General features: G+C 57.7%; 17 protein-coding genes. 15 read left to right on the top strand and 2 right to left on the bottom strand.

What is annotated here, in order from left to right; all coding sequences use genetic code 11:
* Window positions 1-213: 213 nt before the first annotated feature.
* Both TH3_RS14270 and TH3_RS14265 read right to left on the bottom strand, forming a co-directional pair.
* Complete coding sequence (locus tag TH3_RS14270) at window positions 214-2,190, bottom strand: 3-hydroxyacyl-CoA dehydrogenase NAD-binding domain-containing protein (RefSeq protein WP_007090667.1); 1,977 nt, start codon at window positions 2,188-2,190, stop codon at window positions 214-216.
* On the bottom strand, window positions 2,190-3,026 hold the full coding sequence (locus tag TH3_RS14265; protein WP_007090666.1) for an alpha/beta hydrolase: 837 nt from the start codon (window positions 3,024-3,026) through the stop codon (window positions 2,190-2,192). Before TH3_RS14265 ends, TH3_RS14270 begins: the two co-directional genes overlap by 1 nt.
* Before the next feature lie 285 nt (window positions 3,027-3,311).
* On the opposite strand from TH3_RS14265, the gene TH3_RS14260 reads away from it, so the two are divergent.
* The 15 genes from TH3_RS14260 (at window position 3,312) to TH3_RS14190 (ending at window position 18,096) form a co-directional block, all read left to right on the top strand.
* Window positions 3,312-5,618 (top strand): bifunctional salicylyl-CoA 5-hydroxylase/oxidoreductase, encoded by a 2,307-nt coding sequence (locus TH3_RS14260; RefSeq protein ID WP_007090665.1) that lies wholly within the window; start codon window positions 3,312-3,314, stop codon window positions 5,616-5,618.
* A gap of 4 nt (window positions 5,619-5,622) precedes the next feature.
* The gene (locus TH3_RS14255; RefSeq protein WP_007090664.1) at window positions 5,623-6,381 is read left to right on the top strand and encodes an SDR family NAD(P)-dependent oxidoreductase; all 759 of its coding nucleotides are present in this window, start codon (window positions 5,623-5,625) and stop codon (window positions 6,379-6,381) included.
* Window positions 6,382-6,383: 2 nt separating this feature from the next.
* Complete coding sequence (locus tag TH3_RS14250; RefSeq protein ID WP_139328210.1) at window positions 6,384-6,875, top strand: MarR family winged helix-turn-helix transcriptional regulator; 492 nt, start codon at window positions 6,384-6,386, stop codon at window positions 6,873-6,875.
* Window positions 6,868-7,680 carry an enoyl-CoA hydratase family protein gene (locus tag TH3_RS14245; protein WP_074624819.1) on the top strand — a complete coding sequence of 271 codons (813 nt, stop codon included), beginning with the start codon at window positions 6,868-6,870 and terminating at the stop codon, window positions 7,678-7,680. The genes TH3_RS14250 and TH3_RS14245 overlap by 8 nt, the downstream gene beginning before the upstream one ends.
* Complete coding sequence (locus TH3_RS14240) at window positions 7,680-8,837, top strand: acyl-CoA dehydrogenase family protein (protein WP_007090661.1); 1,158 nt, start codon at window positions 7,680-7,682, stop codon at window positions 8,835-8,837. Before TH3_RS14245 ends, TH3_RS14240 begins: the two co-directional genes overlap by 1 nt.
* A 19-nt stretch (window positions 8,838-8,856) precedes the next feature.
* Window positions 8,857-10,491 (top strand): AMP-binding protein, encoded by a 1,635-nt coding sequence (locus TH3_RS14235; protein ID WP_007090660.1) that lies wholly within the window; start codon window positions 8,857-8,859, stop codon window positions 10,489-10,491.
* Window positions 10,488-11,681 carry a kynureninase gene (gene kynU / locus TH3_RS14230; protein WP_007090659.1) on the top strand — a complete coding sequence of 398 codons (1,194 nt, stop codon included), beginning with the start codon at window positions 10,488-10,490 and terminating at the stop codon, window positions 11,679-11,681. Before TH3_RS14235 ends, kynU begins: the two co-directional genes overlap by 4 nt.
* The gene (kynA, locus tag TH3_RS14225) at window positions 11,678-12,547 is read left to right on the top strand and encodes a tryptophan 2,3-dioxygenase (RefSeq protein WP_007090658.1); all 870 of its coding nucleotides are present in this window, start codon (window positions 11,678-11,680) and stop codon (window positions 12,545-12,547) included. The genes kynU and kynA overlap by 4 nt, the downstream gene beginning before the upstream one ends.
* A 138-nt stretch (window positions 12,548-12,685) precedes the next feature.
* The gene (locus tag TH3_RS14220) at window positions 12,686-13,825 is read left to right on the top strand and encodes an ABC transporter substrate-binding protein (protein WP_007090657.1); all 1,140 of its coding nucleotides are present in this window, start codon (window positions 12,686-12,688) and stop codon (window positions 13,823-13,825) included.
* 95 nt (window positions 13,826-13,920) lie between these two features.
* The gene (locus TH3_RS14215) at window positions 13,921-14,838 is read left to right on the top strand and encodes a branched-chain amino acid ABC transporter permease (RefSeq protein ID WP_007090656.1); all 918 of its coding nucleotides are present in this window, start codon (window positions 13,921-13,923) and stop codon (window positions 14,836-14,838) included.
* A 1-nt stretch (window position 14,839) separates the two neighbouring features.
* On the top strand, window positions 14,840-15,826 hold the full coding sequence (locus TH3_RS14210; protein WP_007090655.1) for a branched-chain amino acid ABC transporter permease: 987 nt from the start codon (window positions 14,840-14,842) through the stop codon (window positions 15,824-15,826).
* A complete protein-coding gene (locus TH3_RS14205; RefSeq protein WP_007090654.1) occupies window positions 15,819-16,568 on the top strand; it encodes an ABC transporter ATP-binding protein in 750 nt (249 codons plus the stop codon). The genes TH3_RS14210 and TH3_RS14205 overlap by 8 nt, the downstream gene beginning before the upstream one ends.
* Before the next feature lie 2 nt (window positions 16,569-16,570).
* Entirely contained in the window at window positions 16,571-17,260 is a 690-nt protein-coding gene (locus tag TH3_RS14200) for an ABC transporter ATP-binding protein (RefSeq protein ID WP_007090653.1), read from the top strand.
* Window position 17,261: 1 nt separating this feature from the next.
* Window positions 17,262-17,693, top strand: a complete 432-nt coding sequence (locus tag TH3_RS14195; protein ID WP_007090652.1) for an acyl-CoA thioesterase — start codon at window positions 17,262-17,264, stop codon at window positions 17,691-17,693.
* Entirely contained in the window at window positions 17,686-18,096 is a 411-nt protein-coding gene (locus TH3_RS14190) for a RidA family protein (RefSeq protein WP_007090651.1), read from the top strand. The genes TH3_RS14195 and TH3_RS14190 overlap by 8 nt, the downstream gene beginning before the upstream one ends.
* Window positions 18,097-18,098 lie beyond the last annotated feature (2 nt).

Raw genomic sequence — 18,098 nt, 5'->3', positions numbered from 1 at the left:
GCAGTCAAAAGCAGTCAAAAGTGGCCAAGCGGGAGAGTTGTGCCCGGTTTGCGGGCTGTTTGAGCGCCAGTTGAGCGTCATTTGAGTGGCTTTATGCCCGAGTTGCGCCCGGTTTGTGCCCGGTTTATGCCGCGGCGCGGGGCGGGGTGATGTTGGAGAAGGGTCGGGTTTGGGCACCTTCCCGGGGCCGTGAAAGCCCCGGATTTCGGGTGTTCAGGTGGTCTTTTTCAGGTGCATCGGCCCGCCCTTGTGGCGGGGGAAGCCGTAGCCATTGACCATCACGACATCGATGGCGTCCGGGCTATGCGCGATGCCCTCGGCCAGGATTTTTTCGCCTTCTGCCTGCATGGCAGACAGGATGGTTTCGATGATTTCGGCATCGGAAAACGGGCGGCGTTTGATGCCCTTTTTCGCCGATTCAGCGATCACCAGTTCATCGATAACAGGATCAGGGGATGCTTTGCCATGTTCATCATAGCGATACCACCCAAGGCCATTCTTGCGCCCGAAACGGCCCATTTCACAGAGGTAATCCCCAAGGGCGACATAGCGTTCATTCGGGTCACGGGTGGGGGCTAGGCGTTTGCGGGTGGCCCATGAGATTTCAAGCCCGGCCATGTCCTGCATGGCAAACAGGCCCATGGGGAAGCCGAAATTGGTCATGGCGCGGTCAATGTCGGACGGGAGAGATCCGTCTTCGAGCATGTATTCGCAATGTTTGCGATAGGCCGACATGATCCGGTTGCCGATGAAGCCATCACACACCCCGCAAGGGACCGCGATCTTGCCCAGCCGTCTGGCGAAGGCAAGGGCCGTTGCCAGCGAGGCGGGGTTCGCCAAGCGGGTGCGGACGACTTCGAGCAATTTCATCACATGCGCCGGGGAGAAGAAATGCAGGCCGATCACCCGTTCGGGATGGGTGCAGGCGGTCGCAATCGCATCGATGTCGAGATAGGAGGTATTGGATGCCAGCACCGCATCGGGTTTGCAATGGGCGGAGAGCTTGGCAAACACGTCATGCTTGACGGCCATGTCTTCGAACACGGCCTCGATCACCAGATCGCAATCGGCGAGGGCGGCGTAATCCGTGCTGCTGACGAGATCGCCCAGAAGCTGGTCATGGCGGGACTGGGTGATGATGCCGCGTTTGAGCGACCCGCCGAGATGATGGCGGACATTGGCAATGCCGCGTTCACAGGCATCTTCGTCACGTTCGATCATCACCACGGCATAACCGGCCAGAAGGGCGGCGGTGGCGATACCGGCCCCCATGATGCCGCCGCCAATGACACCGATTTCGTGAAGGGGGCGGGGGGCGACGCCGGCCAGTTCGGGCAGCTTGGCAACGGATCGTTCGGCAAAGAAAATATGACGCAGTGCCTTTGACTGGTCGCTGTCGCGCAGGCGAACGAAGTTTTCGCGTTCAAGACCCAGGGCGGTTCTGGCATCGCCGGTAACGGCGGTCCGGATGGTCCGGGCGGCAATCACCGGGGCATCCTGACCACGGGCCTTTTTGCCGATCCCGGCAATCAGGGCATCCCAAGCATCGGCATCCGGGGCATTGACCGGGGCGCGGTCAATCAAGGCGGTCGGGCAGGGATCACTTTTGATCCGCTCGGCCAAGGCGATTGCGGCGATCCGCAAATCACCATCCGCAATTTCGTCGATCAGGCCGTAATCGTGGGCGGTGGTGGCATTGACCGGTTTGCCGCCGGTGATCAGGGTGATGGCATTTTCAACCGCGATCAGGCGGGGCAGGCGCACGGTGCCACCGGCACCGGGGATCAGGCCAAGATTGACTTCGGGCAGGCCCAATTTGGCCGTTGCGGTGGCGATGCGGTAATGGCAGCCGAGTGCAACTTCAAGCCCGCCGCCAAGCGCATTGCCGTGAAGGGCGGCAATCAGTGGCTTGGTTGATTGTTCGAGCTTGAGGATCAGATCGGGCAGGATCGGATCCAGCGGCGGTTTGCCAAATTCGGTGACATCGGCCCCGGCGATAAAGGTTGAGCCGGCGCAGATCAGGATCGCAGCCCGGATGGCATCATCGCGGTTGACCTGATCGAGCGCATCCCAGATTCCCAGACGGACCGCATGGCTGGTGGCGTTGATCGGCGGGTGATCAATCGTGATGATCGCGATGTCGTTTTCGGTTGAGAGGCTGACGGGGGGCATTGTGGACAGTGTGGACATTATGCGTCCTCCGGCTCAATCGGATGCAGCAGGCAGGCGACCAGATCGGAATCCGGATCGGCCAGATCGGCGATTACGTCGAAATGGTGTTTGCCGGGGGCCTCGACCGCGCGGGTCGATGCACCAAGCCCGGTCCAGATATTGGCAAGAAGATCGTTCTGGCGGACAAATTCCGGCCGCTCATCCGCGCCGACCCAGCAGGTGATGGAGCATGGCAGATGCGGGCGGGTCAGTGCCGCACTTTCTGAAACCGCCTCGTCTTCGTCGAGTTTCAGCACATCATTCATCGCGGTTTTCAGAAGCGGGCGCAGATCGTGCAGGCCGCTGATGGATACCGTGTTTTTAACGCGCGCCTGCGTTGCCGTTGACAGGGGCGAGGATGCGCAATTCATCCGGCTGACCAGATGGCCGCCCGCCGAATGGCCGGTCAGATGAAGGGGGCCCGCAATGCGGTTGGCAACATGATCAATCGCCGCCCCGATCTGGCGGGTGATTTCCGACAGGCGGGCATCGGGGGCCAGGGTATAGCTTGGCAGACAGACCGCCCAGCCGCGCGCAACAGCCCCGCGTGCCAGATGCGACCATGTCGATTTATCAAATGCCTTCCAATAGCCGCCATGCACGAAAACGACCGAGCCCTTTGGGCTGCCTTCGGGCAGGAACAGGTCGTATTTTTCACGCGCGGCATTACCATAGGCAATGTCGAGTTCCGCCCGGCCTGAGGCCAACATTTCATCGCGGAAGGCTGCTGCCAGTTTGGCCCACATGCCGGGAAATTCCGCCGCACCCCTGATATGGTCGCCATTGGCGTATGCGTCGTCCCAGTTGGTGATCATGGTGAATGCCTTCCTTGTCTGACGTCATCTTTGATGATGCGGTTTTATCAGGGGATCGCTAGGGACTCTGCGGATATTGCCGCGGAATGCAATGCTTTTCCCCTGTTTTTTCCTGTTTCCACATCGCCCTGTTTTTGGGCCCTGTTTCGGGGATTCTAGGGGAAAATCGAGATATTTCAAACCCAAATATTTTATGCTTGAAATAAATGCCGGGCAGGCGTACCGTTTTTAGAGTTTCCCAAAACAACCGGGGCAAAGACCCCCATATCAAGAAGGGAAAATCAGGTGAGAATAGCTTGTTTGGGTGGCGGTCCTGCGGGGCTTTATTTTGCGATTTCGATGAAATTGCGTGATCCCGGCCATGAGGTTGTGGTGTTTGAGCGCAACAAGCCAGACGACACGTTCGGCTGGGGCGTTGTGTTGTCCGACGAGACGCTTAATAACCTTGCGGAAAACGATGCCAGAAGTGCCGAGGCGATCCGGGGGCATTTTTCATACTGGGATGATGTCGCGGTTCTGTATCGCGGTGAAAAAACCGTATCGACCGGACATGGTTTTTGCGGCATCGGGCGCAAGCAGCTTTTGATCCTGTTGCAGCAGCGGGCACGTGAGCTGGGTGTTGATTTGCGGTTTGAGACCGAGGCGGAAAGTGCGGCGCATTATGCCAAGGAATTTGACCTTGTCGTCGCATCCGACGGGCTTAATTCCAAAACCCGCAGCGAATTTGCAGGCACCTTCCAGCCCGATATCGATACGCGGAAATGCAAGTTTGTCTGGCTGGGCACGCATCAGAAATTCGATGATGCTTTTACGTTCATTTTCGAGGAAACCGAGAAGGGCTGGGTCTGGGCGCACGCCTATCAGTTTGATGACAAGACCGCGACCTTTATCGTCGAATGTTCGCAAGCGACCTGGGACGCCTATGGTTTTGGCGACATGACCAAGGAAGAGTCGATTGCCACCTGCGAGGAAATCTTCAAGGATCATCTGGGCGGTCATGCGCTGATTAGCAATGCTAATCATGTGCGCGGGTCGGCGTGGTTAAGCTTCCCGCGCGTACTTTGCAAAACATGGTCGCATGAAAATATCGTGCTGATGGGGGATGCGGCGGCGACCGCGCATTTTTCCATCGGATCGGGCACTAAGCTGGCGCTTGAAAGTGCCATCGGGCTTGCCAATTATCTGCATTCCGAGGCCGATTTGCCGTCCGCCTTTGCCAAATATGAAGACGAACGCCGGTTGGAGGTTTTGCGCCTGCAATCAGCGGCGCGCAATTCGATGGAATGGTTTGAGGAGATCGAGCGGTATTTCCATTTCGATCCGGTGCAGTTCACCTATTCCCTTCTGACCCGGTCGCAGCGCATCAGCCATGAGAACCTTCGGATGCGCGATGCCAAGTGGCTTAGGGATGCCGAAGGATGGTTCCAGCGCAAAGCGGGCATAGTTGCAAATGATCCGGCGAATGACGAAGTCCGTCATCCGATGTTCGTGCCGTTTACATTGCGTGACATGAAACTTAAGAACCGCATCGTGGTGTCGCCAATGGCGCAGTACAAAGCGGTGGATGGCTGCCCGACCGACTGGCATCTGGTGCATTATGCGGAGCGCGCCAAGGGTGGTGCGGGGCTGGTTTATACCGAAATGACCTGTGTTTCCGATACGGGGCGTATCACGCCGGGCTGCCCCGGTTTTTACGAGCCGTCGCACGAAGCGGCATGGAAACGGATTGTTGATTTCGTCCATTCCGAAACGGATGCCAAAATCTGTGCGCAGATCGGTCATTCCGGGCGCAAGGGTTCGACCCAGTTGGGTTGGGAAGAAATGGATGCGCCGCTGAAATCGGGTAACTGGCCGATCATGTCGGCATCCGACATTGCGTGGTCGGATCGCAACCAGACGCCAAAACCGATGACGCGCGATGATATGGATAGGGTGCGGGGTCAGTTCGTGGCAGCCGCCGAAATGGCGGATCGGGCGGGCTTTGACATGATCGAGGTCCATGCGGCGCACGGGTATCTTCTGTCATCCTTTATCAGCCCGGTCAGCAATACACGCGATGATGAATATGGCGGGTCGCTTGAAAACCGGATGCGTTATCCGTTGGAAGTGATTGATGCGGTGCGGGCCGCATGGCCCGCGCACAAGCCGCTATCAGTGCGTATTTCGGCCAATGACTGGGTCGGGGATGAGGGCGTGACACCCGAAGAAGCGGTCGAGATTGCCCGGATGTTGCAGGCCCATGATGTTGATATCTGTGACGTGTCCGCCGGTCAGACGACCAAGGCCGCACGCCCCGTTTATGGCCGCATGTTCCAGACGCCGTTTTCCGACCGGATCCGCAACGAGGCACATATGGCGACCATGGCGGTTGGCAATATTTACGAACCCGATCACGTCAATTCGATCCTGATGGCGGGACGGGCGGACCTTGTGTGTCTTGCGCGGCCGCATCTGGCCGATCCGTACTGGACGCTGCATGCGGCGGTAACGCTTGGCAACCGGACGGAAAACTGGCCGGAACCATATTATGCGGGGCGTGATCAGATGTGGCGTCTGGCGGAACGGTCCGACGTCATGACCGGTAAGGTGTAACCAGATGGGAAACCTTGCCATCAGCACAGCATTGATTACCGGCGGTGGAACCGGCGTGGGGGCCGTGATGGCCCGTATGCTGGCCGATGCCGGGGTGAAGGTGGCGGTATCAGGCCGCCGTGCCGAAATGCTGGCCGAGGTGGCAAAACATCCCAATATTACCGCCATTCCCGCCGATGTGACGGACGAGGCATCAGTACGTGCGATGTTTGGCACATTCTGCGATGTGATCGGCGCGCCCGATCTGGTGATTGCCAATGCGGGCATGGCCGAAAGTGCTTCGTTTGGCAAAACATCCATCGATCTTTGGAAACGCACAATGGATGTGAACCTTACTGGCACGTTTTTGACGTTCCGCGAAGGATTGAACGTGATGGACCGCGCCAAGCCGGGGCGGTTGATTTCGATTGCATCGACGGCGGGGCTTAAGGGATATGCCTATGTCACCGCCTATTGCGCGGCGAAACATGCGGTTATCGGGCTTGTCAAAAGCCTTGCGACCGAGTTGGCCGCGACGCCGATCACGGTCAATGCGGTGTGCCCCGGTTTCATGGAAACGCCGATGCTTGAACAATCGGTTGCCAATATCGTTGGGAAAACCGGCATGAGTGCGGAAGACGCGCGCGCAAGCCTTGCGAAGATCAATCCGCAGAACCGGTTGATCCAGCCCGAAGAAGTGGCCCAGACCGTGATGTGGCTGGCAAGCAGCCAGGCCGCATCGATCACCGGACAGGCGATTTCGGTATCGGGAGGAGAGATATGAATATGGATAAGACAGTCCGCGACCCCGATATGCCGCACAACGAGACATCGGATATCTCAAAGGCGCGCCTTCGGGCGTGGCTTCAGGTTTTACGCGTGTCGCGCAAGATCGAGGGCGAGCTTCGCGAGAAGATGCGCCTTGAATTCGGCTCCACCCTGCCGCGTTTTGACGTGATGGCAGCGCTTTACCGGTCCCGCGATGGCATGCGCATGAGCGAGCTTTCAAGTGCGTTGATGGTATCAAACGGCAATGTCACCGGGATTGTTGACCGGCTTGTCACCGAGGGGATGCTGGTCCGGGTGCCGGTTGAAAATGATCGTCGGGCATCCATCGTGCGCCTGACGGAAGCGGGCGAAAAGGACTTTGCCGAGCGGGCCCTTGTGCATGAAGGCTGGGTGTCCGAGCTGTTTTCCGATCTGTCGGCCCATGATGCCGATGCCCTGATCCGTATCCTTCGGACTGTTTATCATCATAACGAGGCGCACCATGACTAAGATGGCAAACATCACGCCAAAGCATTTCAACTGGCGCATGGAAGGCGATGTTGCGGTCATTTCGCTGGATCGGCCGGAACGCAAAAACCCGCTGACGTTCGAGAGTTATGCCGAGCTTCGCGATACGTTCCGCGATCTGGTTTATGCCGATGATATCAAGGCGGTGGTGTTTGGATCGAACGGGGGCAATTTCTGTTCGGGTGGGGATGTGCACGACATTATCGGCCCGCTGATCGACAAGGACATGAAGGGGCTTTTGGAATTTACCCGCATGACCGGCGATCTGGTCAAGGCGATCATTGGCTGTGGCAAGCCGGTGATTGCGGCGGTGGACGGCATTTGCGTTGGTGCCGGGGCGATCATTGCCATGGCATCGGATTTGCGCATTGCGACCCCGGCATCCAAAACCGCGTTCCTGTTTACCCGTGTCGGGCTTGCGGGGTGTGACATGGGGGCATGTGCGATCCTGCCGCGTATCATCGGGCAGGGCCGGGCGGCGGAACTTCTTTATACCGGGCGTTCCATGAGTGCTGATGAGGGCGAGCGTTGGGGGTTCTATAACCGGCTGGTCGAGGGCGATGTTCTGGAGGCCGAGGCGATTGCGTTGGCAACCCGGATTTCCGAAGGCCCGAATTTCGGTCACATGATGACGAAAACCATGCTGGCGCAGGAATGGAATATGGGGATCGAACAGGCGATTGAGGCTGAAGCGCAGGCGCAGGCGATCTGCATGCAGACCGAGGATTTCAACCGCGCCTATAAGGCGTTTGTCGCCAAGGAAAAACCGGTGTTCGAGGGGAACTGATGGCTGATACGTCCTATCTTGACTGGCCGTTTTTCGAAGACCGGCACCGCGAGCTTGCTGCACGGCTTGATGCGTGGGCGGCGGCCAATCTTGACGGTATCGATCATCATGATGTGGATGGGGCGTGCCGCGATCTGGTGGCGCGGCTTAATGATGGCGGGTGGCTGAACCATGCCGCGATTGACCCCGATCAGGACGGGGCGAAGCTTGACGTCCGGTCGCTTTGCCTGATCCGTGAGACGCTGGCGCGTTATGACGGGCTGGCCGATTTTGCCTTTGCCATGCAGGGACTTGGCAGCGGGGCGATTTCGCTGTTTGGCACCAGAGCGCAGCGTGCGGGTATTCTACCCAAGGTCCGTTCGGGCAAGGCGATTGCGGCCTTTGCCCTGACCGAACCGCAATCGGGATCGGATGTTGCCAATATCGCGCTGGATGCGCGGTCCGATGGCGGCCATTTTGTGCTGAATGGCGAGAAAACCTGGATTTCCAATGGCGGGATTGCCGATTTTTACTGCGTGTTTGCGCGCACTGGCGAGGCACCGGGGGCCAAGGGGCTTTCGGCGTTTCTGGTGCCCGCCGACACAGCGGGGCTTTCGATTACCGAACGGCTGGAAACCATTGCGCCGCATCCATTGGCGCGGTTGAAATTTGATGATTGCCGCATTCCGGCAAGCAGCCTGATTGGCCTTCCGGGTGAAGGCTTTAAAATCGCGATGTCGGTTCTGGACGTGTTCCGGTCGACCGTTGCCGCGGCTGCATTGGGCTTTGCCCGTCGTGCGTTGGACGAAACCATCAGTCGCGTTCAGTCCCGCGAATTGTTTGGTGCGCCGCTTTTTGATTTGCAGATGGTGCAGGGGCATGTGGCCGACATGGCGCTTGATGTCGATGCCAGTGCGCTTCTGGTTTATCGCGCCGCATGGCTTAAGGATAGCGGGGCATCGCGGGTGTCGCGCGAGGCCGCGATGGCAAAACTTTATTCAACCGATCATGCCCAAACCGTCATCGACAAGGCGGTACAAATACATGGCGGCGATGGTGTGCGTTCTGGTCACATCGTTGAAACGCTGTATAGGGAAATTCGCGCCCTTCGGATTTATGAAGGCGCGTCAGACGTCCAAAAAATAATCATTGCACGGCAAACGCTGGCACAAAAATAGCTGTATCAGGGGCTTAACCATGTCGCACGTTCTGGGTCCGACCGCACATAGCGATACGTTCGCAAGGGACAATCTGCCACCGGTCGAAAGTTGGCCGGTCTTTAACCTCGAAAAGTTTCAGTATCCCGAATATCTCAATGCCGGGGTCGAGTTGACCGACCGGCTGGTCGAACAGGGGTTTGGTGACAATACCGCCCTGATCGGCAATGGCCGCCAGCGGACATACAAGGAATTGTCCGACTGGACCAACCGGATTGCCCATGCGCTGGCCGAGGATTACGGGGTCAAGCCCGGCAACCGGGTGTTGATCCGGTCGGCCAATAATCCGGCGATGGTAGCGTGCTGGTTAGCCGCGACCAAGGCGGGGGCGGTTGTGGTCAATACCATGCCGATGTTGCGTGCCGGTGAACTGGCCCAGATCGTGGACAAGGCCGAGATCGAATTTGCCCTTTGCGATACGCGGCTGATGGATGAGCTGGTGGCGTGTGCGAAGGACAGCAGGTTCCTTAAAAAGGTGATCGGCTTTGACGGTACGGCCAATCATGACGCGGAACTGGATCGCATTGCCCTGACCAAATCGGTGAAATATGAGGCGGTCAAGACCGGGCGCGATGATGTGGCGTTGTTGGGTTTTACATCGGGCACGACGGGGGAGCCCAAGGCCACCATGCATTTCCATCGTGATCTTCTGATCATTGCCGATGGTTATGCCAAGGAAGTGCTTAACGTGACGCCCGATGACGTGTTTGTCGGGTCGCCGCCCTTGGCCTTTACCTTTGGGCTTGGCGGGTTGGCGGTTTTTCCACTTCGGTTCGGGGCGACCGCGACGTTGCTTGAAAAGGCATCGCCGCCCAACATGATTGAGATTATCGAAACCTATAAGGCAACCGTGTGCTTTACCGCACCGACGGCATATCGGGCGATGCTGGCCGCGATGGATGACGGGGCGGATTTATCATCCCTTCGTGCCGCCGTTTCAGCCGGGGAAACTTTGCCAGCACCCGTTTACAAGGCATGGATGGAAAAGACCGGCAAGCCGATGCTTGACGGGATTGGTGCCACCGAGATGCTGCATATCTTTATTTCCAACCGGTTTGGCGACAGTCACCCGGCCTGCACCGGGCGGCCGGTGGGCGGATATGAAGCCCGGATCGTTGATGACGAGATGAACGAGCTTCCGGTTGGCACGATTGGCAAGCTTGCCGTGCGCGGGCCGACCGGGTGCCGGTATCTGGCCGATGATCGGCAATTGGGTTATGTGCGCGATGGCTGGAACCTGACGGGGGATGCGTTTTTTGTCGATAGCGACGGCTATTTCCATTTTGCCGCGCGCAATGACGATATGATCGTCTCGTCGGGCTACAACATTGCCGGGCCGGAGGTCGAGGCGGCGTTGCTGTCGCACCCGGATGTGGCGGAATGTGCGGTGGTGGCGGCTGCTGACGAGGAACGCGGTTATATCGTGCAGGCGCATGTGGTATTGACGCCGAATGCCAATCCGTCACCCGAAATGGCGAAGCTTTTGCAGGATCATGTCAAGGCGACGATTGCCCCTTATAAATATCCGCGTTCGATCCTGTTTATCGACGCGTTACCGAAAACCGCGACTGGAAAAATCCAGCGATTCCGATTGAAACAGGAAATGTCTGCATGATTGACTTTGCCGCCACCAAAGCCTTGTTCCATATCCCTGACGGGGTGATTTACCTTGACGGGAATTCATTGGGTGCGATGCCGAAAACCGCAGCCGCGCGCGCCAAATCCATGATCAGTGATGAATGGGGCGAGATGCTGATCCGCGGCTGGAACGATGCCCGGTGGATGGAGCAGCCCAAACGCGTTGGCGATCTGGTCGCGCGTCTGATCGGGGCGGCACCGGGTACGGTGGTGATGGGCGATACATTGTCGATCAAGGTTTATCAGGCGCTGGCCAGTGCGCTTGAAATGAACCCGGATCGCAAGGTGGTGGTTTCCGACAATGGCAATTTCCCGACCGACCTTTATATCGCCGACGGGCTAATCAAAAGCCTTGATAAGGGCCATGCCCTTAAGACGCCAAACCCGGAAGATGTTGAAAGCCTGATCAACGAAGACCTTGCGGTCCTGATGTTAACCCATGTCGATTACCGCACCGGGCGGATGTATGACATGAAACGGATCACCAAGATGGCCCATGATGCGGGGGCGATTGTGATCTGGGATCTGGCGCATTCGGCGGGGGCAGTTCCGGTTGATTTAGCCGGGTGTGAAGCCGATTTTGCGGTAGGGTGCACCTATAAATACCTTAACGGTGGCCCCGGTGCGCCGGCATTCATTTATGTCCGGCCCGATCATGCGAAGACCGTGCGCCCGGCATTGTCGGGATGGCTTGGTCATGCGGCCCCGTTTGCCTTTGACCTTGAATACAGCCCGGCACCGGATGTTTCGCGGATGCGGGTCGGAACCCCGCCGGTCATTCAGATGACGGTTCTGGAAGAAGCGATGAAGGCGTGGGATGGGGTCGAGATGGCCGATATCCGCAAACGCAGCATTGAGCTTTGCGAGCAGTTCATTGCCGGGGTCGAGGCAAGCTGCCCGATGCTGGAACTGGCAAGCCCGCGTGATGCGAACAAGCGGGGATCGCAGGTATCGTTCAGGTTTGAAAATGGTTATGCGGTGATGCAGGCCTTGATTGCGCGTGGCGTGATTGGTGATTTCAGGGCACCCGATATCATCCGGTTCGGCTTTACCCCGCTTTATATCGACAACAACGATGTCGATGGCGCGGTGAAGATTCTGGCGGAGATCATGGAAACGCGTGCCTGGGACAAGCCGGAATTCCACAAAAGGAATGCCGTGACATGAGTGATAAAACCAAAAATACCGGCTGCCCGATGAACCAGCCCTATGATCCCAGCACCGAAGGGGCCAAAACCGATTTTTCCGATCAGATGTCGTATGGTGATTATCTGGCGCTTGATGCGGTATTGACCGCGCAGCATCCATTGACCGATGCGCAGGATGAATTGCTGTTTATCATTCAGCATCAGACATCCGAATTGTGGATGAAGCTTGCGATCCGGGAAATTACCGCCGCACGTGATGCCATCCGCGAAGGTCGCCTGCAACCGGCATTCAAGATGCTCGCACGGGTATCGCGGATATTCGAGCAATTGAACAATGCATGGGACGTTTTGCGGACCATGACGCCAAGCGACTATACGACGTTTCGCGATGCGCTGGGTCCGTCGTCGGGCTTCCAGTCATACCAGTATCGCCAGATCGAGTTTATGTTAGGCAATCGTAACCATGCGATGTTGCGCCCGCATGCGCACCGCGATGACATTACCGAAATGCTGAAGGGCGAACTGGCAACGCCCAGCCTTTATGACGAGGCGCTGGCGCTTTTGGCGCGCGAGGGGATTGCGGTGCCCGATGCGGTGTTATCGCGTGATGTCAGCGCGCCATACGTGGCACATGACGAGGTGATTGCGGCGTGGCATCGGGTTTACAGCGCGCCCGAAAAGCATTGGCCGCTTTATGAGCTGGCCGAGAAGCTTGTGGATTTTGAGGATTATTTCCGGCGTTGGCGGTTCAACCATGTGACCACGGTGGAGCGGGTCATTGGCTTCAAACGCGGGACCGGGGGGACCGGCGGGGTGAGTTACCTTAAAAAAATGCTGGAAGTTGAACTGTTTCCGGAACTCTGGCGGGTGCGAACCACGCTTTGAGGATGGACGGGCCTGATGGAACACTGCAAAATCAGGGGCAGGCATCAGGTTCACAAAACTGCGACGACAGAAGATAGAAAAAGTCGCGGGATCAACGTGTTGCTGAGTAGATAAAAACATATAAACACGGAGGCTTTGATGAAGGGCACTAAGACGACAATTGCAGCTTTGGCTGCGCTTTTGATGGCAGGGGCGGCACAGGCCGAGCCGGTCAAGGTTGGCATGATCACGACCCTTTCGGGGGGCGGTGCGGGGCTTGGCATCGATGCGCGCGATGGTTTCATGCTCGCCGTCAAGCAGGCGAACAACCCGGACCTGACGGTTGTGATCGAAGACGATCAGCAGAAACCCGATATCGCGGTTCAGCTTGCCGATAAAATGATCCAGAGCGAGAAGGTCGATGTCCTGACCGGTATCATCTGGTCGAACCTGGCGATGGCGGTGGTGCCGTCGGCGGTGGCGCAGGACAAGTTTTATCTTTCGGTCAATGCCGCACCGTCGCAATTGGCGGGCAAGGGCTGCAACAAGAATTACTTCAGCGTTTCGTACCAGAACGACAATTTGCATGAAGCCGCAGGCGGTTATGCGACCAGTGCCGGTTACGAGAAAACCTTTGTGATGGCGCCGAACTATCCGGCGGGCAAGGATTCCATCGCCGGTTTCAAGCGTTTCTATCTGGGGGATGTATCGGGCGAGGTTTACACCAAGCTTGGCCAGACCGACTATGCGGCCGAAATCGCGCAGATCCGTGCATCGGGTGCGGATAGCGTGTTCTTCTTCCTGCCGGGCGGCATGGGCATTGCGTTCATGAAACAGCATGCCCAGTCGGGTGTGGATATTCCGTTGATCGGGCCGGCATTCTCGCTTGATCAGGGGATTCTTGGCGCGATTGGCGATGCGGCGATTGGCATCAAGAACACCGCCAACTGGTCCAAGGATATCGACAACGACACCAACAAGGCGTTTGTCGAAACCTTCCAGGCGGAATATGGCCGCCTGCCGTCGATCTATGCGTCATATGGCTTTGATACCGCCAACCTGTTGCTGTCGGCAATGGGCAAGGCAGACGTCAATGACAAGGACGCCTTCCGTGATGCGCTGCGTGCAGCGGACTTCAATTCCGTCCGTGGCAAGTTCATCTTTGGTCCGAACCAGCATCCGATTCAGGACATCTATGTCCGTGAAGTGGTGAAGGAAGGCGACGTTCTGACCAACAAGATCATTGGCACAGCCCTTATCGATCATGCCGATGCCTATGCATCGGAATGTGCGATGTAACGACGAAGTCTGTTTCATAGACTGGCAAGTTCGGCGGGCATTTGTGCCCGGTTTCCGGGGCTGATGCCCGCCATCTTGCGACGGAGTTTTCCTTTATGTTTTCTTTATTTCTGGAGCAGCTTCTGAACGGCCTTCAGTCGGGGGTCATGCTGTTTCTGATGGCATCGGGTCTGACGCTTGTTTTTGGTGTCATGGGGCTGATCAATCTGGCGCACGGGTCGCTTTATATGGTGGGCGCGTTTGCGTGCGCGGCCGTTGCGGCGTGGACCGGTTCATTCTGGCTTGGCCTTGTCGCGAGTTTGATGGCGGCCGCCCTTGCAGGCGCGCTGGTTGAGATGCTGGTGATCCGCAGGCTTTATAAACGCGATCACCTTGATCAGGTGCTGGCGACATTTGCGCTTATTCTTATTTTTTCCGAAGGAACCCGGTGGATTTTCGGCTCCTTCCCGCTGTTTTTAAATGTCCCCGAAGCCCTTTCGGGCACGGTAACTATCCCTGGTGGATCGCAATATCCGATTTTTCGGCTGGCGATTATTGTGGCTGGTCTGATGGTGGCGGGCGGGCTGTTCCTGCTGATTGGCAAGACGCGGCTTGGTACGCGCATCCGCGCCGGTGAAGCCGACCGTGAGATGATCGCCGCATTGGGGATCAATATCGACCGGCTTTACACGGTTGTTTTCGCCCTTGGTGCGGCATTGGCCGGGTTGGCCGGAGCGTTTGTCGGAACCACGCAATCGGTTCAGGTCGGCATGGGCGAACCGGTTCTGATTTTGGCGTTTGTCGTCATCGTGATTGGCGGGATCGGGTCGATCAAAGGCGCGCTTGTCGGGTCGTTACTGGTCGGCTTTACCGACACGATGGGGCGGTTTTTGTTGCCCATCGGGTTCGAGGCGTTTTTCGATCCGGCAAGTGCGACGGCGATTGGGTCGGCCCTTGCATCGATGCTGATTTATATCGTTATGGCGCTGGTGCTTTTCCTGCGGCCAAGCGGTTTGTTCGGGACGGAAGCCTGATATGAGCATGAACCGCGAAACCATCCTTAATATCGTTCTCGCCGCGTTGCTGATTGCGGTGCCGGTGATCGCACAGATCATGGGCGAGCCGTTTATCATTACCCTTGCAACCAAGGTTGCGATCCTTGGCATGGCAGGGGTCGGGCTTAACATCGCGCTTGGCTTTGGCGGGCTTGTGTCATTTGGTCATGCGGCATTTTTCGGGATCGGGGGCTATGCCGCCGGGATCCTTGCCAGCCACGCACTGAATTACGAGCCGATCATGACGGCACCCTTTGAAATCAACGGTACGACACAGATGATTGTCATCTGGATCGTGGCATTGATCGCATCGGCTTTGGTGGCGCTTCTGATCGGGGCGATCACGCTTCGGACCAGTGGTGTCTATTTCATCATGATCACGCTGGCCTTTGCGCAGATGATCTATTATTTCGCGATTTCCTGGCCGGCCTATGGCGGGGAAGACGGGCTTTCGATTTATGTGCGCAACAGCTTCCCGGGTCTGAACACGCTTGACCCGATCAGCTTCTTTGCGCTGTGTGCCGCGATGCTGGGCGTTGCGATTGCGTTTTCAGCCGTGCTGATCCGGTCGCGGTTTGGTTTGGCCCTGCATGGGGCGCGGCAAAACAGCCAGCGGATGATGGCGATTGGCATTGCGCCGTTTCGGGTGCGTCTGGTGGCGTTTGTGATTTCAGCGATGATTACCGCATGGGCCGGTGCGCTTTATGCCGATCTGAACCGGTTTGTCAGCCCGTCGATGCTGTCATGGCATATGTCGGGTGAAATCATGGTGTTTGTCATTCTTGGCGGGGTCGGGCGGCTGTTTGGTCCGGTCGCGGGGGCGGCACTTTACATCATTCTGGAACATCTTCTGGGCGGCATGTTTGAATACTGGCAATTGCCACTGGGTATTCTGTTGCTGGTGGTGGTGCTGTTTGCACGCGGTGGCCTGATCGGCCTTCTGGCGGGGGAGCGCAAACATGCCTGAAGCCATTCTTTCCTTAGCCAATGTCACCAAGCAGTTCGGGGCGTTGCGCGCAAGTGACAATGTGTCGCTGGACCTTTTGCCCGGTGAAATCCATGCCCTGATCGGGCCGAACGGGGCGGGGAAATCCACCCTGATCAAGCAGATCGCGGGCGAGATCAAATCTGACAGCGGCGACATCCGCTTTGCCGGGCGTGATATCGGCGATCTGGATGCGGTGGAACGGTCCCGAATGGGGTTGGCGCGGACATTTCAGGTGTCGTCCCTGATGCCGGAATTCTCTGTGCTTCAGAACGTCGTTCTGGCGCAGCAATCGGTCAGCGGGAAAATCTTCCGGTTTTTCAAGCCGGTTCTGAGCGATGCGTCGTTGATCGAACCTGCGATGGCGCAATTGGAGCGGGTTGGCCTTGCCGACCGGGCCCAGATGCGGGCCGCCGACATATCGCACGGCGAACGCAGGCAGCTTGAAATGGCGGTTGCGTTAGCACTTAAGCCGCGTGCCTTCCTGCTCGACGAGCCGATGGCGGGCATGGGGCCGGAAGGGTCCAAACGTTTGACCGGGTTCCTTGACGGATTGCGGGCAGAGGCACCGATCCTGCTGGTGGAGCACGATATGGACGCGGTTTTTGCGCTGGCCGACCGGATTTCGGTTCTGGTCTATGGCCGGGTGATTGCGACCGGCACGGTTGACGATATTCGTGGCAACGAGGACGTCAAGCGGGCGTATCTGGGGGAGGAAGCCTGATCATGAGCGCACTTCTGGAAGTATCAGGCATCACCGCATTTTATGGTGCGTCGCAGGCGCTGTTTGGCGTCGATCTGATCGTGAATGAGGGTGAGGCGGTTGCGCTTATGGGGCGCAACGGCATGGGCAAGACCACGACGATCAAGACCATCTGCCGGATGATGAGCCACCGGGATGGGGAGGTCCGCTTTGCTGATACCGACCTTGCGAAACTGCCATCGCACAAGGCCGCACGGCTTGGCATCGGGCTTGTCCCCGAAGGGCGGCGGTGCTTTGCCCGGTTAAGCGTGATGGAAAACCTGATGGCGGCAGCGCGGGCCGGTGAATGGGATTTTGACCGGGTGGCGGACCTTTTCCCACGGCTTGCCGAGCGGCGCGATCAGAAAGCGATGACGCTTTCGGGTGGGGAGCAGCAGATGCTGGCCATCGGGCGGGCATTGATGACCAACCCACGGCTTTTGATCCTTGACGAAGCAACAGAAGGCCTGGCACCGGTGGTGCGCCAAGAGATTTGGGCTGCGATCAACCGGTTGAAGCAATCGGGTCTTTCGATCCTTGTCGTCGATAAGTCGCTTAAAGAATTATCCGGCGTTGCGGACCGTTATGTGGTGGTCGAAAAGGGCGTTACCGCATGGACCGGGGCGGTCGGTGATCTGAGTGACGAGCTTGCCGACCGGTATCTGGGGGTGTGAGATGACAATGTTTACCTATGCCCAGAAAGTGCTGTTTCAGCATTGCGACCCGGCGGGGATCGTTTTTTATCCGCGCTATTTCGAAATGATCAATGCGACGGTCGAAGAATGGTTCGAGGCCCGGATCGGGTTCAGCTTTGCGCAGATGCATGGGGTTGACGAGGTGGCGGTGCCGACCGCAGGGCTTCAGATCAGTTTTACCGCGCCAAGCCGCCTTGGCGAGATGCTTGAATTTCGGCTGGTGCCGAAACGGTTGGGGCGATCAAGCCTTGATCTTGAAATCACGGCTGTCTGTGGTGATGAGCAACGCCTTTCGATGACAGCGACGCTGGTGTTTACCAGAAGAGGTGCCGGGAAATCGGTGCCGTGGCCCGATGATTTGCGTGCCAAAATCGACAACGAAATCAATGAAATGGTAGAAAAAGATGCATAAAATCATTCAGCCAGACGGATGGAAACCGCCCAAGGGTTACGCAAATGGCGTGCTGGCCGACGGGGTACCGCTTTATATCGGCGGGCAGATCGGCTGGACGGCCGATCAGGTCTTTGTCGCCAAGGATTTCGTCGGTCAGATGGAACAGGCGCTGCGCAATATTGTCGATGTGCTGGAGGCCGCCGGTGGCGGGCCGGAACATTTGACGCGGCTGACATGGTACGTGGTCGACAAGAAGGAATATCTTGCGAAACAGCGCGAGGTCGGCGAGGCCTATCGCCGCGTGCTTGGCAAGAATTTCCCGGCGATGACGATGGTGGTGGTAAGCGCCCTTGTCGAAGACGAAGCCCTGATCGAGATCGAGGCGACGGCATCGATCCCGGCGGATATAAATGCGGCCTGAAA

It is taken from the genome of Thalassospira xiamenensis M-5 = DSM 17429 (assembly GCF_000300235.2).
GTDB lineage: Bacteria > Pseudomonadota > Alphaproteobacteria > Rhodospirillales > Thalassospiraceae > Thalassospira > Thalassospira xiamenensis.
This window is presented reverse-complemented; position numbering and strand designations above follow the sequence as displayed.

Excerpts from the sequence above, each read along its gene's own strand:
- TH3_RS14240 (WP_007090661.1), top strand. The coding sequence starts at position 7,680 with ATGGCTGATACGTCCTATCTTGACTGGCCGTTTTTCGAAGACCGGCAC.
- kynU (WP_007090659.1), top strand. The coding sequence starts at position 10,488 with ATGATTGACTTTGCCGCCACCAAAGCCTTGTTCCATATCCCTGACGGG.
- TH3_RS14195 (WP_007090652.1), top strand. The coding sequence starts at position 17,262 with ATGACAATGTTTACCTATGCCCAGAAAGTGCTGTTTCAGCATTGCGAC.
- TH3_RS14220 (WP_007090657.1), top strand. The coding sequence starts at position 12,686 with ATGAAGGGCACTAAGACGACAATTGCAGCTTTGGCTGCGCTTTTGATG.
- TH3_RS14210 (WP_007090655.1), top strand. The coding sequence starts at position 14,840 with ATGAGCATGAACCGCGAAACCATCCTTAATATCGTTCTCGCCGCGTTG.
- TH3_RS14200 (WP_007090653.1), top strand. The coding sequence starts at position 16,571 with ATGAGCGCACTTCTGGAAGTATCAGGCATCACCGCATTTTATGGTGCG.
- TH3_RS14255 (WP_007090664.1), top strand. The coding sequence starts at position 5,623 with ATGGGAAACCTTGCCATCAGCACAGCATTGATTACCGGCGGTGGAACC.
- TH3_RS14235 (WP_007090660.1), top strand. The coding sequence starts at position 8,857 with ATGTCGCACGTTCTGGGTCCGACCGCACATAGCGATACGTTCGCAAGG.
- TH3_RS14215 (WP_007090656.1), top strand. The coding sequence starts at position 13,921 with ATGTTTTCTTTATTTCTGGAGCAGCTTCTGAACGGCCTTCAGTCGGGG.
- TH3_RS14205 (WP_007090654.1), top strand. The coding sequence starts at position 15,819 with ATGCCTGAAGCCATTCTTTCCTTAGCCAATGTCACCAAGCAGTTCGGG.
- TH3_RS14270 (WP_007090667.1), bottom strand. The coding sequence starts at position 2,190 with ATGTCCACACTGTCCACAATGCCCCCCGTCAGCCTCTCAACCGAAAAC.
- kynA (WP_007090658.1), top strand. The coding sequence starts at position 11,678 with ATGAGTGATAAAACCAAAAATACCGGCTGCCCGATGAACCAGCCCTAT.
- TH3_RS14265 (WP_007090666.1), bottom strand. The coding sequence starts at position 3,026 with ATGATCACCAACTGGGACGACGCATACGCCAATGGCGACCATATCAGG.
- TH3_RS14245 (WP_074624819.1), top strand. The coding sequence starts at position 6,868 with ATGACTAAGATGGCAAACATCACGCCAAAGCATTTCAACTGGCGCATG.
- TH3_RS14250 (WP_139328210.1), top strand. The coding sequence starts at position 6,384 with ATGGATAAGACAGTCCGCGACCCCGATATGCCGCACAACGAGACATCG.
- TH3_RS14190 (WP_007090651.1), top strand. The coding sequence starts at position 17,686 with ATGCATAAAATCATTCAGCCAGACGGATGGAAACCGCCCAAGGGTTAC.